At 65.1% G+C, this 22,110-nt stretch carries 20 protein-coding genes and 1 pseudogene; 14 read left to right on the top strand and 7 right to left on the bottom strand.

Translation table 11 applies throughout. The annotated features are described in order from the left end of the window. From HYN69_RS06945 to HYN69_RS06910, 9 genes are all read left to right on the top strand, one after another. Window positions 1–2,013 carry a hybrid sensor histidine kinase/response regulator gene (locus HYN69_RS06945; RefSeq protein ID WP_108435101.1) on the top strand — a complete coding sequence of 671 codons (2,013 nt, stop codon included), beginning with the start codon at window positions 1–3 and terminating at the stop codon, window positions 2,011–2,013. A gap of 192 nt (window positions 2,014–2,205) precedes the next feature. Continuing rightward, complete coding sequence (locus HYN69_RS06940; RefSeq protein WP_108435100.1) at window positions 2,206–2,382, top strand: Flp family type IVb pilin; 177 nt, start codon at window positions 2,206–2,208, stop codon at window positions 2,380–2,382. Between the two features lie 95 nt (window positions 2,383–2,477). Continuing rightward, entirely contained in the window at window positions 2,478–3,032 is a 555-nt protein-coding gene (locus tag HYN69_RS06935; RefSeq protein WP_159082390.1) for an A24 family peptidase, read from the top strand. Between the two features lie 55 nt (window positions 3,033–3,087). Further along, window positions 3,088–3,900 carry a Flp pilus assembly protein CpaB gene (gene cpaB / locus HYN69_RS06930; protein WP_159082389.1) on the top strand — a complete coding sequence of 271 codons (813 nt, stop codon included), beginning with the start codon at window positions 3,088–3,090 and terminating at the stop codon, window positions 3,898–3,900. Window positions 3,901–3,931: 31 nt separating this feature from the next. Next, window positions 3,932–5,173 carry an AAA family ATPase gene (locus HYN69_RS20520; protein ID WP_159082388.1) on the top strand — a complete coding sequence of 414 codons (1,242 nt, stop codon included), beginning with the start codon at window positions 3,932–3,934 and terminating at the stop codon, window positions 5,171–5,173. A 4-nt stretch (window positions 5,174–5,177) separates the two neighbouring features. Then, entirely contained in the window at window positions 5,178–5,630 is a 453-nt protein-coding gene (locus tag HYN69_RS06925) for a TadE/TadG family type IV pilus assembly protein (RefSeq protein WP_159082387.1), read from the top strand. Beyond that, window positions 5,627–6,019: a TadE/TadG family type IV pilus assembly protein gene (locus HYN69_RS06920; protein WP_108435096.1), complete on the top strand. Its 393-nt coding sequence runs from the start codon at window positions 5,627–5,629 to the stop codon at window positions 6,017–6,019. The genes HYN69_RS06925 and HYN69_RS06920 overlap by 4 nt, the downstream gene beginning before the upstream one ends. 106 nt (window positions 6,020–6,125) lie before the next feature. After that, window positions 6,126–7,262, top strand: a complete 1,137-nt coding sequence (locus HYN69_RS06915) for an efflux RND transporter periplasmic adaptor subunit (RefSeq protein WP_108435095.1) — start codon at window positions 6,126–6,128, stop codon at window positions 7,260–7,262. Further along, a complete protein-coding gene (locus HYN69_RS06910) occupies window positions 7,259–10,321 on the top strand; it encodes an efflux RND transporter permease subunit (RefSeq protein WP_108435094.1) in 3,063 nt (1,020 codons plus the stop codon). Before HYN69_RS06915 ends, HYN69_RS06910 begins: the two co-directional genes overlap by 4 nt. A gap of 90 nt (window positions 10,322–10,411) precedes the next feature. On the opposite strand, the gene HYN69_RS06905 is transcribed toward HYN69_RS06910, so the two are convergent. Both HYN69_RS06905 and HYN69_RS06900 read right to left on the bottom strand, forming a co-directional pair. Then, complete coding sequence (locus tag HYN69_RS06905) at window positions 10,412–10,696, bottom strand: DUF1330 domain-containing protein (RefSeq protein WP_108435093.1); 285 nt, start codon at window positions 10,694–10,696, stop codon at window positions 10,412–10,414. Beyond that, window positions 10,696–11,367 (bottom strand): GntR family transcriptional regulator, encoded by a 672-nt coding sequence (locus tag HYN69_RS06900; RefSeq protein ID WP_108435092.1) that lies wholly within the window; start codon window positions 11,365–11,367, stop codon window positions 10,696–10,698. Before HYN69_RS06900 ends, HYN69_RS06905 begins: the two co-directional genes overlap by 1 nt. A 100-nt stretch (window positions 11,368–11,467) precedes the next feature. Between HYN69_RS06900 and HYN69_RS06895 the strand changes: the two genes are divergently transcribed. From HYN69_RS06895 to HYN69_RS06875, 5 genes and pseudogenes are all read left to right on the top strand, one after another. Beyond that, window positions 11,468–12,070 (top strand): amino acid synthesis family protein, encoded by a 603-nt coding sequence (locus HYN69_RS06895; protein WP_108437075.1) that lies wholly within the window; start codon window positions 11,468–11,470, stop codon window positions 12,068–12,070. Further along, window positions 12,042–12,854, top strand: coding sequence for an alpha/beta fold hydrolase (locus tag HYN69_RS06890; RefSeq protein WP_108435091.1), 813 nt, complete (start codon window positions 12,042–12,044; stop codon window positions 12,852–12,854). The genes HYN69_RS06895 and HYN69_RS06890 overlap by 29 nt, the downstream gene beginning before the upstream one ends. Next, a complete protein-coding gene (locus HYN69_RS06885) occupies window positions 12,851–13,783 on the top strand; it encodes a flavin reductase family protein (protein ID WP_108435090.1) in 933 nt (310 codons plus the stop codon). Before HYN69_RS06890 ends, HYN69_RS06885 begins: the two co-directional genes overlap by 4 nt. Further along, window positions 13,780–14,813 (top strand): annotated as a pseudogene (locus HYN69_RS06880) (LLM class flavin-dependent oxidoreductase). The gene HYN69_RS06885 and the pseudogene HYN69_RS06880 overlap by 4 nt, the downstream one beginning before the upstream one ends. Before the next feature lie 10 nt (window positions 14,814–14,823). After that, complete coding sequence (locus HYN69_RS06875; RefSeq protein WP_108435089.1) at window positions 14,824–16,290, top strand: aldehyde dehydrogenase; 1,467 nt, start codon at window positions 14,824–14,826, stop codon at window positions 16,288–16,290. On the opposite strand, the gene HYN69_RS06870 is transcribed toward HYN69_RS06875, so the two are convergent. The 5 genes from HYN69_RS06870 to HYN69_RS06850 all read right to left on the bottom strand — a co-directional run bounded on the left by HYN69_RS06870 (window position 16,287) and on the right by HYN69_RS06850 (window position 22,006). Beyond that, entirely contained in the window at window positions 16,287–16,508 is a 222-nt protein-coding gene (locus HYN69_RS06870) for a hypothetical protein (RefSeq protein ID WP_159082386.1), read from the bottom strand. The genes HYN69_RS06875 and HYN69_RS06870 overlap by 4 nt on opposite strands. Window positions 16,509–16,512: 4 nt before the next feature. Further along, entirely contained in the window at window positions 16,513–17,706 is a 1,194-nt protein-coding gene (locus tag HYN69_RS06865) for an OmpA family protein (protein WP_108435087.1), read from the bottom strand. Then, the gene (locus HYN69_RS06860) at window positions 17,706–18,470 is read right to left on the bottom strand and encodes a motility protein A (RefSeq protein ID WP_108435086.1); all 765 of its coding nucleotides are present in this window, start codon (window positions 18,468–18,470) and stop codon (window positions 17,706–17,708) included. The genes HYN69_RS06865 and HYN69_RS06860 overlap by 1 nt, the downstream gene beginning before the upstream one ends. A 152-nt stretch (window positions 18,471–18,622) precedes the next feature. Next, a complete protein-coding gene (gene rhaI / locus HYN69_RS06855) occupies window positions 18,623–19,897 on the bottom strand; it encodes an L-rhamnose catabolism isomerase (RefSeq protein ID WP_108435085.1) in 1,275 nt (424 codons plus the stop codon). A 6-nt stretch (window positions 19,898–19,903) separates the two neighbouring features. Further along, window positions 19,904–22,006 (bottom strand): bifunctional rhamnulose-1-phosphate aldolase/short-chain dehydrogenase, encoded by a 2,103-nt coding sequence (locus HYN69_RS06850; protein ID WP_108435084.1) that lies wholly within the window; start codon window positions 22,004–22,006, stop codon window positions 19,904–19,906. Window positions 22,007–22,110 lie beyond the last annotated feature (104 nt).

Raw genomic sequence — 22,110 nt, 5'->3', positions numbered from 1 at the left:
ATGCGGCAGGCCCTGCTTGGCGGGCTGCGGCTGACCGGGCTGCGCCTTGTGATCGTGGCCCTGTCGGCGGTGGGGTTGATCACCACCTCGGCCGCGCTGGAACTGTTCCGCTTCGGCGAGCTTTCCGCGACCATCGAGCACAGCATCGACGCGGCGGCGGCAGGGCAGCAGGCGCTTTTCGCGCTTTCGCAGGCTCTTGGCGCTGTCGCTTTGGATGACAGCGACGAAACACGGGCCAGCCTTGCACGCGCAACCGAGGCGGCGCAGGCGGCAGCGAGCGATCTGCCGGTCGGGGCACCGCTGGCCGAGCAGTCGGACGCGGCTTCGGCGCTGGCCGCCAAGGGCGCGCAGCAACTTGGCTCCGGCATCGCGCTTTGGGGCAAGGCGAGTGCCTGGCTTTCGCAGGTGCTGTCGCTTCTGCTCGCGTCCATCGTCGTGTTGCTCTTTACCGTGGTGCTGCGGATGCTGGCCTATCTTTCGGCCCGCGACCGGACCGAGGCCGAATTGCGCCGCGCCAAGGCCGGGGCCGAGGCTGCGAATGCGGCGAAATCCGATTTCCTTGCCAGCATCAGCCACGAGATCCGAACCCCCTTGACCGCGATCCGCGGCTATAGCGATCTTCTGGCCGCCGGCCCGCTGGACGACGCCCAGCGCGACCAGCTTGACCGACTGCGCGATGCCAATTGCGTTCTGGGCAGGCTGATCGAAGACATGCTCGATCTGTCCAAGATAGAGGCGGGGCGGATCGATCTGCTTGACGCCCCGTTCGACGTGGCGGCGATGATCGACCCCGTGCTGGGTATGGTGCGCCCCGTGGCGGGGGCCAAGGGGTTGGCGCTTATCGCGCATGTCGCGCCCGATGTGCCGCGCGTTCTGGTCGCGGACGAAGCGCGTTTGATGCAAGTCGTGCTGAACCTGACCAACAACGCGGTGAAATTCACACCATCGGGTCGGGTCGTGGTCGATGTCGCACGGCAGGGCGACTGGCTTCAGATCGCGGTCAGCGATACCGGCATCGGGATCGCGGCAAGCGACATGCCGAACCTGTTCAAGCGGTTTAGCCAGATCGACAGTTCGCTGATGCGTGCCCATGCCGGATCGGGGCCGGGGCTGGCCATAAGCGCAGGGTTGGCGGAACGGATGGGGGGGCGCATCACGGTGGAAAGCGCGCCCGGAGCAGGTTCGACCTTTCGCGTCACCCTGCCGCTGGCCAAGGCGGCGGCGGCTGCCGCCCCGACGCCGCGCAGGGCAGAGCCGCCCTTGCGGCAGGGCGCGCGGGTTCTGGTGGTCGAAGACAGCCGCCAGAACCAGCATCTGATCGAGGCCGTGTTGCGCCGCGACGGAATCGTCTGCACGGCGGCCTTCGACGGGATCGAAGGTGTTGCGGCGGCGCAGGCGGGCGGGTTCGATCTGGTGATAATGGACATGCAGATGCCGCGCATGGACGGCATCGCCGCCACTGCCGCCATCCGCGCCCTGCCCGCGCCGATGGGACGGGTGCCGATCCTTGCGCTGTCGGCCAATGCGCTCGACCGGCAGGTCGCGGCCATGCGGGCCGCCGGAGCGGACACGCATCTGGCCAAGCCCTTTGCCATCGACGCCCTGTCGCGCAGCGTGGCGGCGTTGATCGGGGCGGCGTTGATCGGGGCGGCGTTGATCGGGGCGGGGCCTGCAAGGGCTGTGCAGCCGGGGTCGGCAGATGTGGCCGGGCTGGATGCGCTGGCAGGGTTGCTGGGGTGCGATTGGGCCGCTGAACGGCTTTCGGCGATGGCCGGGGGCCTTGGCTGGATCGACGCGGACCCTGCGTCGCCTGATATGCGCCGGAACGCCCACCGGCTGGTATCCGAGGCGGGGCAACTCGGGCTGGCCGCGCTGGCCGAGGCTGCTGCCGGTCTGGAGCAGGCGCTGGATGCAGGCGGCGACTTGGCGGGCGCGCATCATGCGCTGGCCTGCGAGGCAAGGGCCGTCCGCGCCGCCCTGCCGATACTGACGGCGCATCTGCGGCACATTTGATCCGCTGCAGCGCAGGCACTTAGGCCAAATGGCCTATGGCAGCCGCGACGGTGGCCTAAAGCACCCGCCCGAATGGCGCGACAGGCCGCAACCGACGATGGTTCACCCACCAGGGCGCAACGGCCAAGCCTGCCCCGCCCTGGAAGGACCGGACCCCCCGGCCCGTAGCCCCGACCAACCAGGAGACGGACCATGAAAACCCTGATTACGCGCTTTATCAAAACCGAATCCGGCGCGACCGCGATCGAATACGGCCTGATTGCCGCCCTCGTTTCGGTCGTCATCATCACCGCCATCACGACGATGGGATCGAACCTGACCGGCACCTTCGAGTCGATCGCCAACGCCTTGGGCGGGGCGACCGGCTAAACCTGACGAGGTAAGCCTATCCGATGCCGTGCGGGGCGACCAAGGCGCCCCGCACAGCGACCAGACAGACCCTTTCCCGCGCAAGGACCCCGACGATGGACGTGATCCGCCTTTGGCAACCGAACGGCCTGTCGACTGACGCTGTCACCGCGATGCTGGCTTCGGTGTTCTTCCTGTCGGCCCTGCTTTACGCGGCCCATCGCGACCTGCGGACCCTGACCATTCCGAACGGGCTGGTCGCGGCGCTGCTTCTGGGCTGGGGTCTGCTTGCCCCGCTGGCGGGGCTTGCGCCGCGCGACATGACGCTCAGCCTCGGGGCGGCGGCGATGGTGTTCTTTGCAACGGTCGCGCTTTACGCGGTCGGCTGGCTTGGCGGAGGCGACAGCAAGCTGATGACCGTTTCCGCGCTGTGGATCGGCGCGGGGCAAGTCGTGCCCTTCCTCATGGCGACGATGCTGGCAGGGGCTGCCATCGCCCTCGCGCTGGTGACGCTGCGGCTGCTCCCACGCGCTTTGGCCCGCCCGCTGCAAGGAACCGGACGGCTGGCCCGCATCCTGCCGCTGGTACGGACAGAGATACCCTATGCGCTGGCGATCCTGCTCGGGACGATGACGGTGTTTCCGGCGACGTTCTGGGCGGGGGCCCTGTGATGCGCCCCGTGATAATTGGCGTGATGTGCCCGCTTTTGGATTCGTGGAGGCTGCCATGCTGCGCCTGATCCTTCTGGTCCTTGCACTCGGTGCGGGGGGCACGGCGGCCTATCTGGTCAATGTCGTGCAGCCGACCGAGGCGAATGCCGACAGCGACACGGGCGCGCCGGTCATGGCGACGGTGGATGTTCTGGTCGCCGCGACCGATCTGCCCGCAGGGGCTGCACTGAAGCCCGAGGATATGCGCTGGCAGGTCTGGCCCTCCGCGGCGGCGAATGACGCGTTTATCCGCTATTCGTCGCGGCCTGCGGCGGCGGCCGAACTGGCGGGAACCGTGCTGCGCGTGCCGCTCAGGGCGGGCACGCCGGTGATCGAGGATCAGGTCGGCCACACAAACAGCGGCTTTCTGTCGGGCGTGCTGACCCCCGGCATGCGGGCCGTGGCGATCCCGGTCTCGGCCGATCGCACGGCGGGCGGCTTCATCCTGCCCAACAACCGCGTCGATGTACTTCTGGCGCTGGCCTGCGATGCGGCAGGTACCTGCGAGAACGGGGTCAGCGTACGCACCATCCTGCAGAACGTGCGGGTTCTGGCCATCGACCAGACCGGCGACGATGCACAACGAAATGCCGTCGTTGGCAAGACCGCCACGCTGGAACTGTCGCCCGCAGATGCCGAACGGATCGTCGGGGCCGAAGCGGCAGGCCGCCTGTCGCTGATCCTGCGCGCAGCCGAGGACGAAACGATCGTCGCCCTCGATCCGGTCAGCGCGCCCGCCGCCCCTGCCCCGCAAGCCGAGGGTGCCGCCACATCGCGCACCATCCGCGTGACGCGCGGCGGCGTGTCGCAAAGCTATCAGGTCGAGTGATGTCGTGGCACTATGATACCGGGAAGCCATAATGACGCTTTTTTCCAACGATTTCATCAAGTTCGACACCGCTCTGTTTGCGCCCTTGCCTGCGCTGACGCTTGCGGCCTTCACGCTAACGCCCGAATCCGCCTCGGCGCTGCGGCAGGTGCAGGCCAGCCGCCTGATGGCGCGGGTTGCGATGACGGTGCAGAATGGCGGGATGGCTGCTGCGATGTCGGCCTGCGGTGCCGGTGGCGCGCCGCAGCTTCTGGTGATCGAAACCGATGCCGCGATGGAGCCGCTGCTCGCGCAGATCGACGCGCTGGCCGAACTGTGCGAGCCGGAAACGCGGCTGCTGGTGATCGGCGGCAGCAATGACATCGCGCTGTACCGTGCCCTGCTGCGGCAGGGGGTTTCCGACTATCTGCCCCGCCCGGTGCGGGCCGATCAGGTGCTGCGCTGTCTCTCGGACATTACCGCCGCCCCCGGTGCTGTGGCGAAGGGGGCGGTGACGGCCTGTCTGGGCACCAGCGGCGGGACCGGATCGTCGAGCGTCGCGCTCGGCCTTGGCTGGATGATGGGCCAATCGCGCCAGGGGGTGGCCAGTCTGCTCGACCTCGACCTTGATTTCGGGACGGCGGGGCTGTCCTTGGCGCTTGACGGGACGCACGGCATCGCCGAGGCGCTGGCGGCAGGAACCGGTCTTGACGCACAATTGCTCGACGGGCTGTTCGACGGTTACGACACGCATCTGCGGGTGCTTACGGCAAGCGACGCGGCCGCGCTGGCGGCCGATCCCGCGCCCGCGGTGCTGGACCATCTGACCGATCTGGTCCGCACGGGCGGCCAACCCGTGGTGCTGGACCTGCCGCCCTTTGGCTGCAACGTCACACGCCACGCGGTCATCTCTGCCGACCATGTGGTTTTGACCACCATGCCCGATCTGGCGGGGCTGCGGAACACGCGCAAACTCTTGGACCTGATCGCCGCGCTGCGACCGGACGAGCCTGCGCCGATGGTGGTGCTGAACCGTCTCGGAATGGCGCGGCGGCAAGAGATCACGGCCAAGGATTTCGCCCGCACGCTGGGGATCACGCTTGCGGCGACGCTGCCCTTTGACCCAAAGGCCTTTGCCCAGGCCACCAACCGCGGCAAGGTGCTGGTGTCCACCCCCGCGGGCAAGGCGGTGTCGCGGGGCCTTCGCCCGCTTGTCCGCGCCCTGTCCGGCCCCCTTGCTGCGGCAAAGCCCGCAGGAAAGCCGCTTCTGGCGCGGCTGTTTCGCAGGGGATAGGCCGGTGTTTGCTGCACTGCGCCGGTTCCGGCAAGACATCTCGGGCGTGGCGGTGATCGAATTCGCGCTGATCGCGCCAACGCTTCTGATGATGCTTCTGGCGTCAATCGATCTGGGCAATGCGCTTAAGGAACGCGCGGCGATCGATCATGTTCTGCGGTCGGGCGCGCAACCGGCGATGGCGGATGCGGGCGCGCCCGCCGTACTAGCCGCGATGCAGGCTGCGGCATCGCCCGATTTCACGACCCTTGCCGGAACGGACAAAAGCGTGACACTCGACGCCGCGCGGTTTTGCGCCTGCCCCGGCTCACCCGCCACGGCAACGGCTTGCAGCACGATCTGCACGGGCAGCCTGCCCACCAACGCCTATTACCGGATCAGCGCGACCAAGACCTATCAGGGCATCCTGTTTGCGCGCTTCGATCTGGCCCCCGTCTTGCAGGTCGAGGTGCGATGACCCGCCTGCACCGTTTTGGCCGCGACGAAAGCGGGGCTGCGGCGGTCGAATTCGCAATCGTCAGCCTGATCTTCGTGATCTTCTGCATGGCGCTGATCGATTTTGGCCGCAACATCGACGCGCAAAGCCGTCTGGCCCATGCCGCCGATGCCGCCGCCCGTGTGGTGTTTCTGGACAAGGCCGCGACCGAGGCGCAGGTGACAGCCCGGATCGAGGCGGGCTTTCCCGCCCTGCGCTACGATCGCATGACGCTGCGGCTGACCGATATCACCTTGGGTGCCAAACCCTACCGCCAGATCACCGTCACCCTGCCCTTGCGGTTTCTGACCCCCGGCTTTTCCGGCAGGAATGGCATGAGCACCGTGCAGCGGATCGTGCCCGCAAGCTAAGCATCCTATACGAAAGAGTAGTTCAAAGCCGGACCATTCCTTGACATTGCGGCGTTAAGTGTAAATGCAATCAAGTCATTGCATTTACCACATAAGGTCTGCCCCAATGATCAAGCGCCTGATCATCGCTGTCGTTCTTCTCGCCCTGATCGGCGGCGGACTTGTCGGCTTCAACCTGTTCCGCGACAAGATGATCGCACAGATCTTCGCCAATATGCCCCAGCAGACGGCCACCGTGTCCACCATCGAGGCAAAGCCCGTGACATGGACCCCGGTGATCGAGGCGATCGGCACGGTGAACGCGGCGCAAGGGGTGGAACTGACCACAGAAACCGCAGGCGTGATCAACAAGATCAGCTTTACCGCCAACAGCGACGTGGCCGCAGGGGCCGAATTGCTGCGGCTTGACGATGTGGTGGAACGCGCCGATGTCGAAGCCGCACGCACGCAGTCGGAACTGGCAGAAACCAACCTGACCCGCACGCGGGAATTGTCGCAGCGCGGAGCGGCGACCAGCGCGTCGCGCGACGAGACCGAAGCCGCAGCCCAAGCCGCCAAGGCGCAGCTTGCGCGGGCCGAAGCTGTGCTCGCGCAGCGCGTGGTCACAGCACCCTTCGCGGGCACCATCGGCATCGCGCGGGTCGATCTGGGCCAATATGTGACGCCCGGAACCGTGGTTGCGACCTTGCAGGATATCTCGAGCATGCGGGTCGATTTCAACCTGCCCGAACAGGACCTGCCGAAGCTGAAGCTGGGCCAGAAGATCACCGTCCGGATCGAAGGGCTGGACGAAGCCTTTGACGGCGCACTGACCGGCATCGACCCGCGGGTCGATCCGGCGACGCGGCTTGTGGCACTGCGCGGGTCGGTCGCCAATCCGGGTGGCAAGCTGACGCCCGGCCAGTTCGTGCGAATCCTTGTCGAACTGCCCGCCGAGACGGGTGTGATAGCCCTGCCCCAGACAACGGTCAGCGCCAGCCTTTACGGCGATTACGTCTATGTCGTACGCCCCAAGGAAGGCACAGCCGAGGGGGCCGAACCGGCGCTCGAGGTGGGCCAGGTCTTTGTGCAGACCGGTCGCCGTTCGGGCGGGCTGGTCGAAATCGCCTCTGGCGTGAAGGCGGGCGATCAGGTGGTGACGGCGGGGCAGAACCGGCTGTCGAACGGGCAACCGGCAGCGGTGGACAATTCGGTGAACCCCGCCGCATCCGCCAGCGGTGCCGCAGTGGAGGCGAGCGAATGAGCCCGTCCGACATTTTCATCAAGCGGCCCGTCCTGTCGACGGTGCTGGGCCTGTTGATCCTGCTTCTGGGCTTTCAGGGGCTGAACGGGCTGTCGATCCGGCAATACCCCAAGGTGGACGAGACGGTCATCACCATCTCGACCATCTATCCCGGTGCTGCGCCCGAGCTGATACAGGGCTTCATCACCTCGCCCATCGCGGCGGCGGTGGCGACGACCGAGAACGTGGATTACGTCACCTCGTCCTCGCGCCCGTCATCCTCGACCGTCACGGTGAACATGCGGCTCGGGGCCAACCCCGATGTGGCGCTAACCGAGGTGATGTCGAAGGTGCAGCAGGTGCGAAGCCAACTGCCCGCGGAAGCCGAGGACCCGACCATCGTCAAGGGCACGGGGATGACCTTCGCCACGATGTATCTGGCGATGCAGAACCCGAACATGACGTCGGAACAGATCACCGAATACATCGAACGGGTGATCCGCCCGCGCATGTCGACGATTCCCGGTGTCGCCCAGATCGAGGTGGTGGGTGCCGCGAATTATGCGATGCGGGTCTGGATCGATCCGGTCAAACTGGCAAGCCGTGGCGTGACGGCGGCCGAGATTCTGGGGGCGATCAATTCCTCCAACTTCCTGTCGGCCCCCGGCAAGACGCAGAACGAATACGTGGCCACCGCGATCACGCTGGAGTCCACATTGCAAACGCCCGAGGCCTTTGCCGCCCTGCCCGTGCGGGCGAGCGGCGACGAGGTGGTGCGTCTGGGCGATGTGGCACGGGTGGAACTGGCGGCGAAATCGTCCGACACCATCGTGAACTTCAACGGTCAGCCCGGCACCTTCATCGGCATCTATCCCACTCCGGGGGCGAACCCGCTGGATATGTCGGCAGCCGTGATCGACGAATTGCCCGCGATCCAGACCAGCCTGCCGGACGGCATGCAACTGACAATGATGTATGACAGCACCGAGCAGATTTCGGCGTCGATCGACGAGGTGTTCAAGACCATCGCCGAAGCCGTGGCGATCGTGGTGGTCATTATCCTGTTGTTCCTCGGGTCGTTCCGGTCGGTGCTGATGCCCATCGTGACCATCCCGCTGTCGCTGACGGGCGTTTTGTTCGTGCTGTTCCTGTTCGGCTATTCGATCAACCTTCTGTCGCTGCTCGCCATGGTGCTCGCCATCGGTCTGGTGGTCGATGACGCCATCGTCGTGGTGGAAAACGTGCACCGCCACATCGAGGAAGGGTTTCGCCCGATGCAGGCGGCGTTCCTGTCGATGAAGGAAATCTTCGGCGCGGTCGTGGCCATGACCGTAACGCTTGCGGCGGTCTTTGCGCCCCTTGCCTTTACCGGCGGGTTGACCGGATCGCTGTTTCGCGAATTTGCCGTCACGCTGGCGGGGGCTGTCATCATCTCGGGCGTGGTCGCGCTGACGATCACGCCGATGATGGCCGCGCGGGTGCTGACTGCGGGCAACCATTCGCGCTTCCAGATCGTGGTCGACCGCGCCTTCGACCGGCTGGCAAACTGGTATGAACGGCGGGTGTCATCATCGCTCGACTACCGGCCCGTGACATTCCTGATGGTGGCGGTGCTGGTGTCGCTGACCGGGTATCTCTTCGTGAAAACCTCGTCCGAACTGGCGCCGGAAGAGGATTCGGGCGCGCTGTTCTCGTTCGTGAACGCGCCGCCCTATGCGACTTCGGCCTATACCCGCACCTATATCGACCAGATGCGCGACCTGACCAAGGATTTGCCAGAGCTTTCGGCCAACTTTTCCATCGTCGGCTTCGGCGGGGCGACCAATTCCGGCATCGCGCTTTGGGCGTTCAAGGACTGGTCGGAACGCGACCGCTCGCAGGCCGAGATTCAGGCCGACCTGCAAGGCCGCATCGCGCCCATCGCGGGGGTGCAGGCGTTTGTCTTCGCCCCGCCCTCGCTGCCCGGTGCGGGCGGTGGCTTGCCGATCAGCATGATCCTGCAATCGACCGGCCCTTCGGAGCGCATCTTCGAGGTGGCCGAGGAAATCAAGGCCAAGGCGCAGGCTTCGGGCAAGTTCATCATCGTGCAGAACTCGCTGGCCTATAACGCGCCGCAGATCACGGTAAAGATCGACCGTGACCGCGCGGCGGCACTGAACCTGCCCGCATCCGACATCGGGCGCACGCTGGGCCTGCTGGTGGGCGGCGGGGCCGTCGCGCAGTTCGACCGTGACAGCAACAGCTATGACGTGATCTTGCAGGTGCCCGAAGAATACCGCAACAACCCCGAACGCTTAGGCGATTTCTATGTGCGCTCGACCACGGGGGCCATGGTGCCGCTTTCGGCGGTGATCACGGTGTCGACGGGTGTGGCTCCCTCGGCCATCGAGCAGTTCAACCAGCTCAATTCCACCACCCTCTCGGCGCTGCCCATTCCGGGTGTGTCGACAGGCGACGGCTTGCAGACGCTGGTAGACGCGGCGCAGCCCCTGCTGCCCGACGGGTTCTTCATCGATTATTCCGGCCAGTCGCGGCTGGAAGTGACCGAAGGCAATACGATCATGCTGGCCTTTGCGCTGGCCATCGTGGTGATCTATCTGGTGCTGGCCGCGCAATTCGAGAGCTTCCGCGACCCGCTGATCATCCTGATGTCGGTGCCCCTGTCGATCTTTGGAGCGATCATTCCGCTGAACCTCGGGCTTGGCACCTTGAACATCTACACGCAGGTAGGGCTGATCACGCTGATCGGTCTGATCACCAAGCACGGCATCCTGCTGGTGGAATTCGCCAATCAGGCACGGCGCGAACGCGGGCTTTCGCGGCGCGATGCGATCGTGGCTGCGGCCAAGGTGCGTCTGCGCCCGATCCTGATGACCACGGCGGCCATGGCGCTGGGGGTGATCCCCTTGATCGTCGCCAGCGGCGCGGGGGCCGCGGCGCGCTATTCGGTGGGGCTGGTGATCTTTTCGGGGATCACGGTGGGGACGATCTTCACGCTTTTCGTCGTGCCGGCCTTTTATACGCTGATCTCGCGGCGCGAGATGGCACAGGTGGCGGAAGAACCGGTCGAGGCGCATTGAGCCCAACGATTTTTCTGCGAAAAATCAGGGCTGAACCCGATACGGTCGCCTGAATTTTCGCAGAAAATTCGTTGGCGGCGCAACGTGCGGTTACAATCCTTCGACGATCACGACCATGGCGTGGCATGCCCCGTCGCGGGCCGACCTCGCTGCGCGATACTCTGCACTGGCATAGCAGGCGCGGGCGGCCTCAAGCGTGGGAAATTCGATCACCACATGGCGGTCGAAGGATGGCCCTTCAAGACAGTCGGCCTCGCCTCCCCTCGCCAGAAACCTTGCGCCATGCGCGGCAAAGGCGGCGGGGGCAAGGGACTGGTAGCCGCTGTAGCGGTCAGGGTCGGTCACGGTGACATGGGCGATCCAATAGGCGGGCATCACACCTCCGGCAGCAGGCGGCGCGCGATGCTGGCCGCTTCGGTCAGATGGTCGCGCACGGCTTGCGCGGCGGCTTCGGCATCGCCGGCGATGATCGCATCGGCAATCCGCACCATGCGGGCCTGACCCGACACGTGGCGGTCGGTCGTTGCCAGCGTCAGCGCCCGCAGGCGACTGATCCGGCCATTCAGACGCTGCACGATCTCCCATGCGATATGGTGGCCTGCGGCGCGAAAGATCACCTCGTAAAACCGCGTGGTGGCGTCAAACAGCGCAAGCTCGCCGCCTGTCTGAGCGGCTTGCAACGCGGAAAGCGAGGCGCGCAGATCGGCCGTCACACGGTCATCCGCCACCCGCGCGCAGGCTGCCGCAGCCCCCGATTCCAGCAAAAGCCTGATGTCGTAGATCTGCCGCGCCTGATCGCGGTCGAGCGTGGCCACGACCGGCCCCTTGTGGCCCGCGCTTTCCACCAGACCCTCGGCCTCAAGGATGCGGATCACCTCGCGCACCACCGACCGTGACACGCCCAACTGGTCGCAAAGCGTGCGTTCCACCAGCCGTTCGCCGCCTTTGAAGCGCCCTGCGATGATCGCCGCGCGCATGCGGTCAAGCACCACCTCGCGCAAGCGTTGCGGCATTTCGTTTATGCGAAGGTCGCGCACATCTTCCATGGCGCGAAGCTAGCGGTTCGGCGGTGGTCTTGCAATGAATGATTGACATATGGTCTTATGGTATACCAAGATAGGCACAAGCAAGATCGCAGAGGTTCCGATGCCCGCCCAAATCCGCAAGACGCTGCTTCACGTCGAAACCACCCTGATCGAAGGGGGCCGTGCAGCGCCCGTGCCGCTGAAGCTGATCGCCGCCGCTGCGGTGGTCAAGAACCCTTGGGCCGGGCGTGGCTTTGTCGAGAATCTGAAGCCGGAAATCCATGATGTCGCCCCCGAACTCGGTGCGCTGTTGACGGGGATGATCCTTGAAGCGGCAGGGGGCGGTGACAGGATCGAAGGCTACGGCAAGGCATCAATCGTGGGTCTGGATGGCGAGGTGGAACATGCATCCGCCCTGATCCACACGCTGCGCTTTGGCAACCACTACCGGCAGGCGGTGGGGGCAAAGACCTATCTCGCCTTCACCAACATACGGGGCGGCGCGAACACGCCTGTGATGATCCCGCTGATGGACAAGAACGACGAAGGCCGCCGCAGCCATTACCTGACAGTGCATTTCGCCATTCCCGATGCGCCCGCCGCCGACGAGATCGTGGTGGCGCTCGGCGCTTCGATCGGGGGCCGTCCGCACCACCGCATCGGCGACCGTTACCAAGACCTCAAGGATCTGGGCAATGACGCATCGAACCCTGCGGCTGTCTGACGGGGCAACCGTCACCGCGATGGATTTGGGTCAGGGCGAACCCTTGGTGCTGATCCACGGGGTGGGCATGAATGCGCGGGCATGGGCCCCGCAGATTGCAGACCTGTCGCAAAACTGGCGCGTGATCGCCATCGACATGCCGGGTCATGGCGGATCGTCGCTGCTGCCCGCCGGTGCGGGGCTAAAGGACTATGTCGCCTGGGCCGCGCGGGTGATCGAGGCCTTGGCGCTAGGCTGCGTGAACGTGGCGGGCCATTCGATGGGGGCGCTGATCGCCACGGGGCTGGCGGTCGACTGCCCCGAACTGATCCGCCGCGTCGCGGTGCTGAACGGCGTGCACCGCCGCACGCCCGAGGCGCGGGCGGCGGTCGAGGCGCGGGCCGAAGACATCGCGAGGGGCGCTTACGATGCGGATGCGCCGCTGTCGCGCTGGTTCGGCCCTGCCGATGCCGCGATCCGGGCGCAGGTGGCGGGCTGGCTGCACGCCGTCGATCCGCAAGGCTACGCCGCAGCTTACGGGGCCTTTGCCCGTGGCGACGATGTCTATGCCGACGACTGGCACCGCATCACCTGCCCCGCGCTGGTGCTGACCGGAGACAACGACGCCAATTCCACCGCCGACATGACCTGCACCATGGCCGCATCCGCCCCGAGGGGCCGCGCCGTTGTGATCAGGGGGCACCGCCACATGGTGAACCTGACAGCGGCCGATCAGGTGACGGCGGCGTTGCAGACTTGGCTGAAAACGCCCTTGATGATCGAACGCGACGGGGTAAGGGCATGACGGACACACCACAATTCGACCGCCGCGCCCTGCGCGATGCCTTTGGCAGCTTCATGACCGGCGTCACGGTCGTGACCTGCCGCGATGCGGCGGGCCAACCGCTTGGCTTTACGGCCAATTCCTTTTCGTCGGTCTCGCTCGACCCGCCGCTTCTGCTGGTGTCGATCGCGCGGTCCTCGGCCAATTACGCGGCCTTTACCGGCGCGGGCGGCTTTGCCGTGAACATCCTGTCCGAAGGGCAAAAGGACATATCGAACACCTTCGCCCGCCCGGTCGAGGACCGTTTCGCCAGCGTCTACTGGAAGGACAGCGACAACGGCTCGCCGCTGATCGGCAATGTCTCGGCGTGGTTCGACTGCGCGCTGCACCACTGCATCGAGGCGGGCGACCACGCCATCCTGATCGGTCGCGTGCTGGGCTTTGCGGCGACCCCTGCCCCGGGTCTGGGCTATTATCGCGGCAGCTATTTCACCCCCGCCGACACCGCGACACGTCTTGCGACGGGGCCGGAAGTGGTGGTGTCTGCCGTGATCGAACAGGGCGGGCAGGTGCTGCTGGCCGATGACGGCACCGGCGGCTTGACCCTGCCCACCGCCCGCGTCGGACGCGACGGGGTTTCGGCCACACTCGCAGGGCTGATCGCAGCAACGGGAGTCGAGGCAGCACCCGGTTTCATCTATTCGGTCTACGAAGACGTGGCGCGGGGCCATCAGCATATCAGCTTTCTCTGCCCCGCCACGGGTGGCGTTGCGGCAACCGGAAGCTATGTCGATCTGGACCCAAAGGCACTGGAAGACGTCACCGATCCGGCTATGCGCGTGCTTCTGGAACGTCTGGCCGAGGAATCCCGCGTCGGCAATTACGGCATCTATTTCGGCGACCAGAATTCGGGTCAGGTCGCCTTGGTCGCAAAGGGCAAAACGCCATGAAATTCTCGCTTTTCGTCCATATGGAACGGGTCAGCCCCGCCGATCCCGAACCGCGGCTCTATCAGGAAATGCTGGAACTCTGCCGCATCGCCGACGAAGGGGGCATGCATGCGATCTGGACGGGCGAACATCATGGCATGTCTTTCACCATCGCGCCGAACCCGCTGCTCAACCTTGTCGATCTGGCGCGGCGCACGAAAAACGTGCGTCTTGGCACCGGCACGGTGATCGCGCCCTTCTGGCATCCGATCAAGCTGGCGGGCGAGGCCGCGATGGCCGATATCATCATGGACGGGCGGCTTGATCTTGGCATCGCGCGGGGGCCTATAGCTATGAATATGAACGCGTGATGCCCGGGCTCGACGCATGGAACGCGGGCGGGCGGATGCGGGAACTGATCCCCGCGATCAAAGGCTTGTGGGAGGGAGATTACGCGCACGAAGGCCAGTATTGGCAATTTCCGGCCACCACCTCGGCCCCGAAACCGCTGCAAAAGAACCTGCCGATCTGGGTCGCCGCGCGCGATCCGAACAGCCATGATTTCGCCGTGGGTCAAGGTTGCAACGTGCAGGTCACGCCGCTGCATATGGCCCATGACGAGGTGGTCAGCCTGATGGAGCGTTTCAACGCCGCCGTGGCCAACCACCCCGAGGTGGAGCGCCCCAAGATCATGATCCTGCAACACGGCTATGTCGCGGAAAGCGCCGCCGATGCCGATCTGGCGGCAGATGAGCTGAATGCGTTCTACAACTATTTCGGCGCGTGGTTTGTGAACAAGCGGCCCATCCATCAGGGCATGATCGCCGAGATCACGCCCGAGGAAATGGCGGCCCATCCGGTCTATTCGCCCAAAGTGATGCGCGACAACCTGCTGATCGGCCAAGCGCCCGAGGTGGTGGAGCGGCTGAAAAAGATCGAAAGTCTGGGCTATGACGAATTCTCGCTCTGGATCGACAGCGGGATGAGTTTCGCGCGCAAACGCGCCTCGCTCGAACGCTTCATCGCGGACGTGATGCCCGCCTTTGCCTGAAGGACAGACCTTGGACCGCTTCCAGCTTTACATCGACGGACAGTTCCGCGACGGGGCGGCGACGTTCCAAAGCCTCGATCCGGCCACGGGCACGCCATGGGCCGAGATGCCCGAAGCGCGCGAGGCCGAGGTGAACGCGGCCGTCACCGCCGCGCATCGGGCGTTTCGCAGCGGGCCTTGGCCGAAGCTTACGGCAACTGCGCGGGGCAAGCTGTTGATGAAGCTGGCGGATCTGGTGCAGGCCGCCGCCCCTCGACTGGCCGCGCTGGAAACCCGCGACACCGGCAAGATCATCCGCGAGACATCGGCGCAGATCGCCTATGTCGCGGATTACTTCCGCTATTACGCAGGGCTTGCCGACAAGATCGAAGGCGCGCATCTGCCCATCGACAAGCCCGACATGGAGGTCTGGACGCGGCGCGAACCCGTTGGCGTGGTGGCCGCGATCGTTCCATGGAACAGCCAGCTTTTCCTCTCGGCGGTCAAGATCGGCCCTGCGCTGGCGGCGGGCTGCACGGTGGTGCTCAAAGCCTCGGAAGACGGCCCTGCCCCCATGCTGGAATTCGCGCGGCTGGTGCATGAGGCAGGGTTTCCCGCAGGCGTGTTCAACGTGATCACCGGCTTTGGACCGACCTGTGGCGCGGTACTGACGCGGCACCCCTTGGTTGACCATATCGCCTTTACCGGCGGGCCGGAAACGGCGCGGGCGGTGGTGCGGGGATCGGCGGAAAACCTCGCCTCGACCTCGCTCGAACTGGGTGGCAAATCGCCCTTTATCGTGTTCGACGACGCCGATCTGGACAGTGCGGCCAACGCGCAAGTGTCGGGGATATTCGCAGCCACAGGCCAAAGCTGTGTCGCGGGATCGCGGCTTCTGGTGCAATCCAGCGTCAAGGACGCCTTCCTTGCGAAGCTGAAAGCCAAGGCCGAGGCCATCCGCATCGCAGCCCCGGACGAGATGACCACCGAAGTCGGCCCGCTCTGCACCCTGCGGCAGCGCGACCGGATCGAACGGCTGGTGGCCGAAAGCCTGACGGCGGGGGCAAGGCTGGTGACGGGCGGGCAAACGCCAGAAGGCGCGGGTTTTTACTACCCGCCCACGATCCTCGATTGCAGCTCGGTTCCCGATGCGGCTTCGGTCACGCAGGAACTTTTCGGTCCGGTCCTGTCGGTGGTGGCCTTCGAGACCGAGGACGAGGCGCTGGAAATCGCCAACGCCACGCAATACGGGCTTGCCTCGGGCGTGTTCACGGCCTCGCTGACGCGGGCGCACCGGATGATCCGCGGGCTGCGGGCGGGGGTGGTCTGGGTCAACACCTATCGCGCCGTATCGCCCATCGCGCCCTTCGGCGGGTCGGGCCTGTCGGGCCACGGCCGCGAGGGCGGGTTGGCCGCGGCGCTGGATTACACCACGGTCAAGACCGTGTGGCTACGCACCTCGGACGCGCCGATCCCCGACCCTTTCGTGATGCGCTAGGCGCGGCGGCGCATCCGGTTCTTCATCTCGCGCATGCGAAAGAAGACGCCGGCGATCAGAAAGAACATCGCGACGAACATGAAGCCGCGCCACATGCCGTTGTCGGCGCTTTGGGCGGGCAATTGGCCGGTGACCTGCCACATCACCAGAACACCCGCGCCAAAGGCGAGCACGAAGCGGCGGATCATACGGCAGGTCAGGCAGGTGGCTCGGCTCATTGTCTCACTCCTCGTCGAATTCGATCTCGATCTCGATCCGCCGGTTCTTCTGGCGGCCTTCCTCGGTCGCGTTGTCGGCGACGGGGGCGGTGTCGCCCTTGCTGACGGCCACCACCTCGGCATCGGGCACAACGCCGCTTTCGATGATCTCGCGCACCACGCTGGCCGCACGGGCCGAGGCGAGATCCCAGTTGTCGCGGTAGGTCGACCCCGACAGCGGCACGTTGTCGGTATGTCCGGTGACCACGATCCGCTTGGCCTTGACCGACATCTCTTCAAGTTTGGCGATGATCGCCTGCGCCTCGGAGGTCATATCCGCCGAACCCGACGTGAACGCCCCCCCTGCGCCAACCGTGACCACGACCGCGCCGTCGCGCTGTTCGACCTGCACATCGCCGTCGGCCATCTGTTCTTCGAGCGCCATGCCCAGCTTGACCGCCGCCATCTTCGCGCGGATCATGCCCACGCCCGCACCGTTGGCCGGTGCGCCGCCGCTTGCATCACCGACTGCCACGCCGCCCGACTGGTCGCCCGTGGCGGGCGCGCCGGTTTCGGCGCCCTCGGCGGGGGCACCTGCTGCCGCACCTGCCGCAGCAGCGCCGTCGGCCAGAGCCTGCGCGATCTTTGCGGCATCCTCTTTGCTCGCCCCCGCAGGCAGGCGCACCGTGACCGATCCGGCATCGCTTTCCACCGTCAGCGCACCCTTTGCGACCGCATCCTGCATCGCCTGCGCCAAAGCCTTGGCCGCCGCATCGACCGCGCCCTCACCCGACGCACCGCCCGGATTGCCGGTGCCCTCGGCCTTGCCGCTGTCGGGAATGCTCGGGTCGCCCGATTGCGGCGTGGTGGCGGGTGGATCATTGGTCTGTTCACCCGATTGCGGGCCGAAATGCAAATCGATGATCGAGGTGCCACCCTTGTCGGCGTCATTTGGGTCAAGCGGCACGCGGCCAAAGGTCTGGCGCATCACCGATGCGAAGGCGTTGAACTTCGGTGTGTCCGTAGTCGCCGTCATCAGCATGATGACGAAAAACGCCATCAGCAAGACGGCCATATCGGCAAATGTGATGATCCAGGGCGGAGGGCAATGGCCCCCGCCGCCGTGATCGTCATGGTCGCCGCCGCCGCCGTGGCCGTGGTCGTCGTCGTGGCCATGCGCCGCATGGCCATGCGCCGCCTTTGCAGGAGCCTTGGCCATTACGCGGCCGCCGCCAGCTTGGCGCGCTCGGCGGGCGGCAGGCGCGCGGCCAGACCGTCGAGGATGACGCGCGGCGCCTCGGCGCGGGCGATGCCCCGCAGACCTTCGATGGCGGCCTCGCAATAGGCGACTTCGCGCGTTGTGTTGTTCTTCAACTTGGTGGCCATCGGGCCGAAAAAGACGTTTGCGGCGATTGCGCCGTACATCGTGCCGACCAGCGCGGTCGCCATGCCCTTGCCCACGGTCGTGGGGTCGGACATGTTGCCCATCATCTCGACCAGACCGATCAGCGTGCCGATCATGCCGTAAGCGGGGCCAAGCTCGACCCAAGCCTTGCACACATCCTGCTTGGCGGAATGGCGGACCTTCATCGCGGCAATCTCGTTGGCCAGTTGCTTGGAAAGTTTCTGCTCGTCGGCCCCGTCGATCAGCATCTGCATGCCGCGTTCGAGGAATTTGTGCGGCATCTCCTTGCCTTCCAGCGCCATCAGCCCGTCCTTTCGGGCAATGGTCGCAAGTTCCGACATAGTGACAGCAAGGGCACCAATATCGGTGTTGTGTTTCTTGAACGCCGTGGCCATCGCCTTGAACGAGCCGAGGAACACTTCCATCGGCGCCGTATACATCACAGCGAAGAAGCCGCCGACGAATACGATGGTAAAGCCGTGCATCGACACGAAGGGCATGATGTGCCCGCCCGAAAGCATCGTGCCCACCACGGCGAGAATTCCGCCGAAAAAGCCAATCGTGGTTGCCGTATCCATGCCGCGCCCCTTTGTCCTTGCCAAGGGAAACGGCAAACTTCGTGCCAGTTGTAGCGGCATGCCCTTAAACGCGTTCGTCGTGGCGGAAATACGAAGGGGGGGGCGCGCCTTGGCGCGCGTCGGGGGGCAGATTGCCCCCCGCCTTGGCGGAGTCAGACGATCCCGCCGCCGCCGCCCGTGACCTTGGGGCGCACCGCCGCCACGCGGGCGCGGTAGCCGCTGGCGCGGTAGGTGGCGACAGGGTCTATCGCGCCGCCCGCTTCCAGCCGCGCCATGGCAAGGATCGGTTCCACATCGGTGCGGAAGCCGTGCTTCAGCGTCGTTGTCGCCATCAGCGCATCGTTCGCGTCCTGATACCCCGCTAGCGCCCCACGGTCGACCAGCAGCGCCGCAGCATAGGCACGCTGCACCTCCATCGCCGAAACCATCAGGCTTTCGATGGGATCGGTGACGTTGTGGCTTTGATCAAGCATATGGGCGGGGGCAAAGCCTGCCTTGCCCTCGGCCCCGACCAGTTCGTTGAAGACCAGAAACAGGCGGTAGGGATCGATGCTGCCGGTATCCAGATCGTCGTCGCCGTATTTGGAATCGTTGAAATGGAATCCCCCCAGCTTGCCGAACTGGATCAGGCGGGCCACGATCATCTCGATATTGACGTTGGGCGCGTGGTGGCCAAGGTCGACCAGACACATCGCCTTGTCGCCCAATTCCTTGGCGATCAGATAGTTGGTGCCCCAATCCTGCACCACCGTCGAATAAAAGGCGGGCTCGAACATCTTGTGTTCCGAAAACACGCGCCAATCGTCGGGAAGGGCGGCGTAAACCGCCTTCATCGCATCGAGGTAGCGTTCGAACTGCCGCGTGAAATCGGTCTGGCCCGGAAAGTTCGACCCATCCCCGATCCAGACCGTCAGCGCCTTTGACCCCAGCGCGCGCCCGATCTCGATACACTCGATGTTGTGGTCCACCGCCTGCTGGCGCGTGGCGCGGTCGGCGTGCGACAGCGAGCCGAACTTGTAGCTGTGCGTCTGCCCCGGCTGGTCCTGAAAGGTGTTCGAATTCATCGCATCAAAACGCAGTCCCAACTCGGTCGCCTTGCCCAGCAGGTCGGCAGCGGGGGCCTTGTCCCACGGGATATGCAACGACACCGCAGGGGTGGCCCGCGTCAGGCTCTGGATCACGCCGCAGTCTTCCAGCTTGTCGAAGATATGGCGCGGCTCGCCTTCCCCCGGAAAGCGGGCAAAGCGGGTGCCGCCGGTGCCGACGCCCCAGCTTGGCACCGCCACACCGTAGCCTGCGACCTTGGCCTTGATGGCCGAGATGTCGATGCCACGGCGGGACAACTGCTCACCCAATGCATCATAATCGGATTGCAAGGCATTGATACAGATTGCGTTTTCAGCTTCGATGATGTTCGCGTCGATCATGTCATGTCACCGTGTGAAGGCTTGGACGTTGCCCGCGTCCACGTTCAGGATATTGCCCGTAGATTTGGCCGACAGGTCCGAGGCGAGGAAATAGGCCGCTTCCGCAATGTCTTCGGGCAGGACAGACCGCTTCAGCATCGACCGCTGGCGATACATCTCTTCCAGCCCGTCCTTGTCGGTCTTGTAGGTGCTGGCCCGCTGGTCAAGCCATTCGCCCGACCAGATCTTCGACCCTTTCAGGACCGCATCGGGGTTGACCACGTTCACGCGGATGCCCGCTTCGGCCCCTTCCAGCGCAAGGCAGCGCGCCAGATGGATTTCGGCGGCCTTGGCCGTGCAATAGGCCGATGCGTTCGGGCTGGCGGCAAGGCCGTTCTTTGACGCCACAAACACCACCGCCCCGCCGATACCTTGCGCGCGGAACGTCTTGAACGCCTCGCGGCTGACAAGGAAATATCCCGTCGAAAGGATATCCATGTTCTTGTTCCACAGCGCCAGCGAGGTTTCCTCGATCGGCGCGGACGAGGCGATACCGGCGTTCGACACCAGAATGTCCAAGCCCCCGAATTCCACCGCCGTATGGGCATAGGCCGCCAGCACCGCCGCCTCGTCGGTCACGTTCATCACCACCGTCCGCACCACGTCGCGCCCGTGGCGGCTCGACAGGTTTTCGGCCGTGGCTTTCAGCGCCGCCTCGTCGATATCGGCCAGCATGACGCAAGCGCCCTCGCGCAGGTAGCGTTCCGCGCAGGCCGACCCGATCCCGCCCGCGCCCCCCGTGACGAATGCCACGCGGCCCGCCAGCGATTTGGGCTTGGGCATCCGCGACAGCTTTGCTTCTTCCAGCAGCCAGTATTCGATATCGAAGGCTTCCTGTTCGGGCAGCCCGCAATATTCGGAAACCGTATCCGCGCCGCGCATCACGTTGATCGCGTTGACGTAGAACTCGCCCGAAATCCGCGCCGTGGCCTTGTCCTTGGCGAATGTCAGCATCCCCACACCGGGCACCAGATAGACCACCGCGTTCGGGTCGCGCAGCGGCGGGCTGTCGGGGTGTTTGCACCGTTCGTAATAGGCGGCATAGCCTTGGCGGTATTCGGCCACCTGCCCTGCCAGTGCCGCAAGCGTGGCGTCCACATCCGGTTTCGCCGGATCGAAGCCCACGACCAGCGGGCAAATCTTGGTCCGCAGGAAATGGTCGGGGCAAGACGTGCCAAGGGCCGCCAGCGGTTTAAGCTTGGCCGAGTTGACGAATTCCAGCACGGCGGGTTGGTCGTCGAAATGGCCGACCATGCGGTGGTCGGCGCTGACCATGCCACGGATCGCGGGCATCAGGCGGGCGGCAACCGCGCGTCGGGCATCCGCTTGCAGCGATTGCGCGGCAGCGCCGCCGAAAATGGTCTTGCCAGCGGTTTCCACGGCGAACCAGTCCATCGCCTTTTGAATGATTTCCAGCGTCAGCGCGTAGCAGGCTTTCGCATCGTCATCCCAAGTGAACAAGCCATGCGATTCGAGCACCACGCCCTTGGCATCGGGATTATCCAGACAGAACTTTTCCAGCCACAACCCAAGCTCGAAACCGGGGCGCTTCCACGGCAGCCAGCCGATATCATCGCCGAAAATGGCCTGCGTCAGGTCGCGGCTGTTCCTTGACGCGGCAATCGCGATGATCGCATCGGGGTGCATGTGGTCGACGTGCTGTTTCGGAACATAGGCGTGCAGCGGCGTGTCGATACTCGCCGCCCGTGCATTCAGGTTGAACGTGCAATGCGGCAGCAGGCCCACCATGTCATCCTCCATCGCGACCCCGCGATAGATGCCCTTCAGCGCCCGCAGCTTTTCCATGTAAAGCGTGGCGAAACCGTCCATCTTAATGGACCCGACATCGCCGCCCGACCCCTTGACCCACAAGACCTCGACCGGCTGGCCGGTCAGCGGGTCGGTTTCCATCACCTTGGCCGATGTATTGCCGCCGCCGTAATTGGTGATCCGCTTGTCGGACCCGAGCAGATTGGACCGGTAGAGCAGCTTTTCAGGCTCGGTCATCCCTGCGGCACGGGCGTCATCCCATAGGTTCATCAGCCGGTTGGCGGCGACGGCAGTGGTCATTGGCATCCTCCTTGGGCGCGGCAATGCCCCGCGCTTTGGTCAAGGTTTGTGACCACAGCTGCGCGTTGTCAATCAAAAACGATCATATTCAATCATGCTGCAGC

The organism is Gemmobacter aquarius (assembly GCF_003060865.1).
Lineage (GTDB): Bacteria > Pseudomonadota > Alphaproteobacteria > Rhodobacterales > Rhodobacteraceae > Paragemmobacter > Paragemmobacter aquarius.
This window is presented reverse-complemented; position numbering and strand designations above follow the sequence as displayed.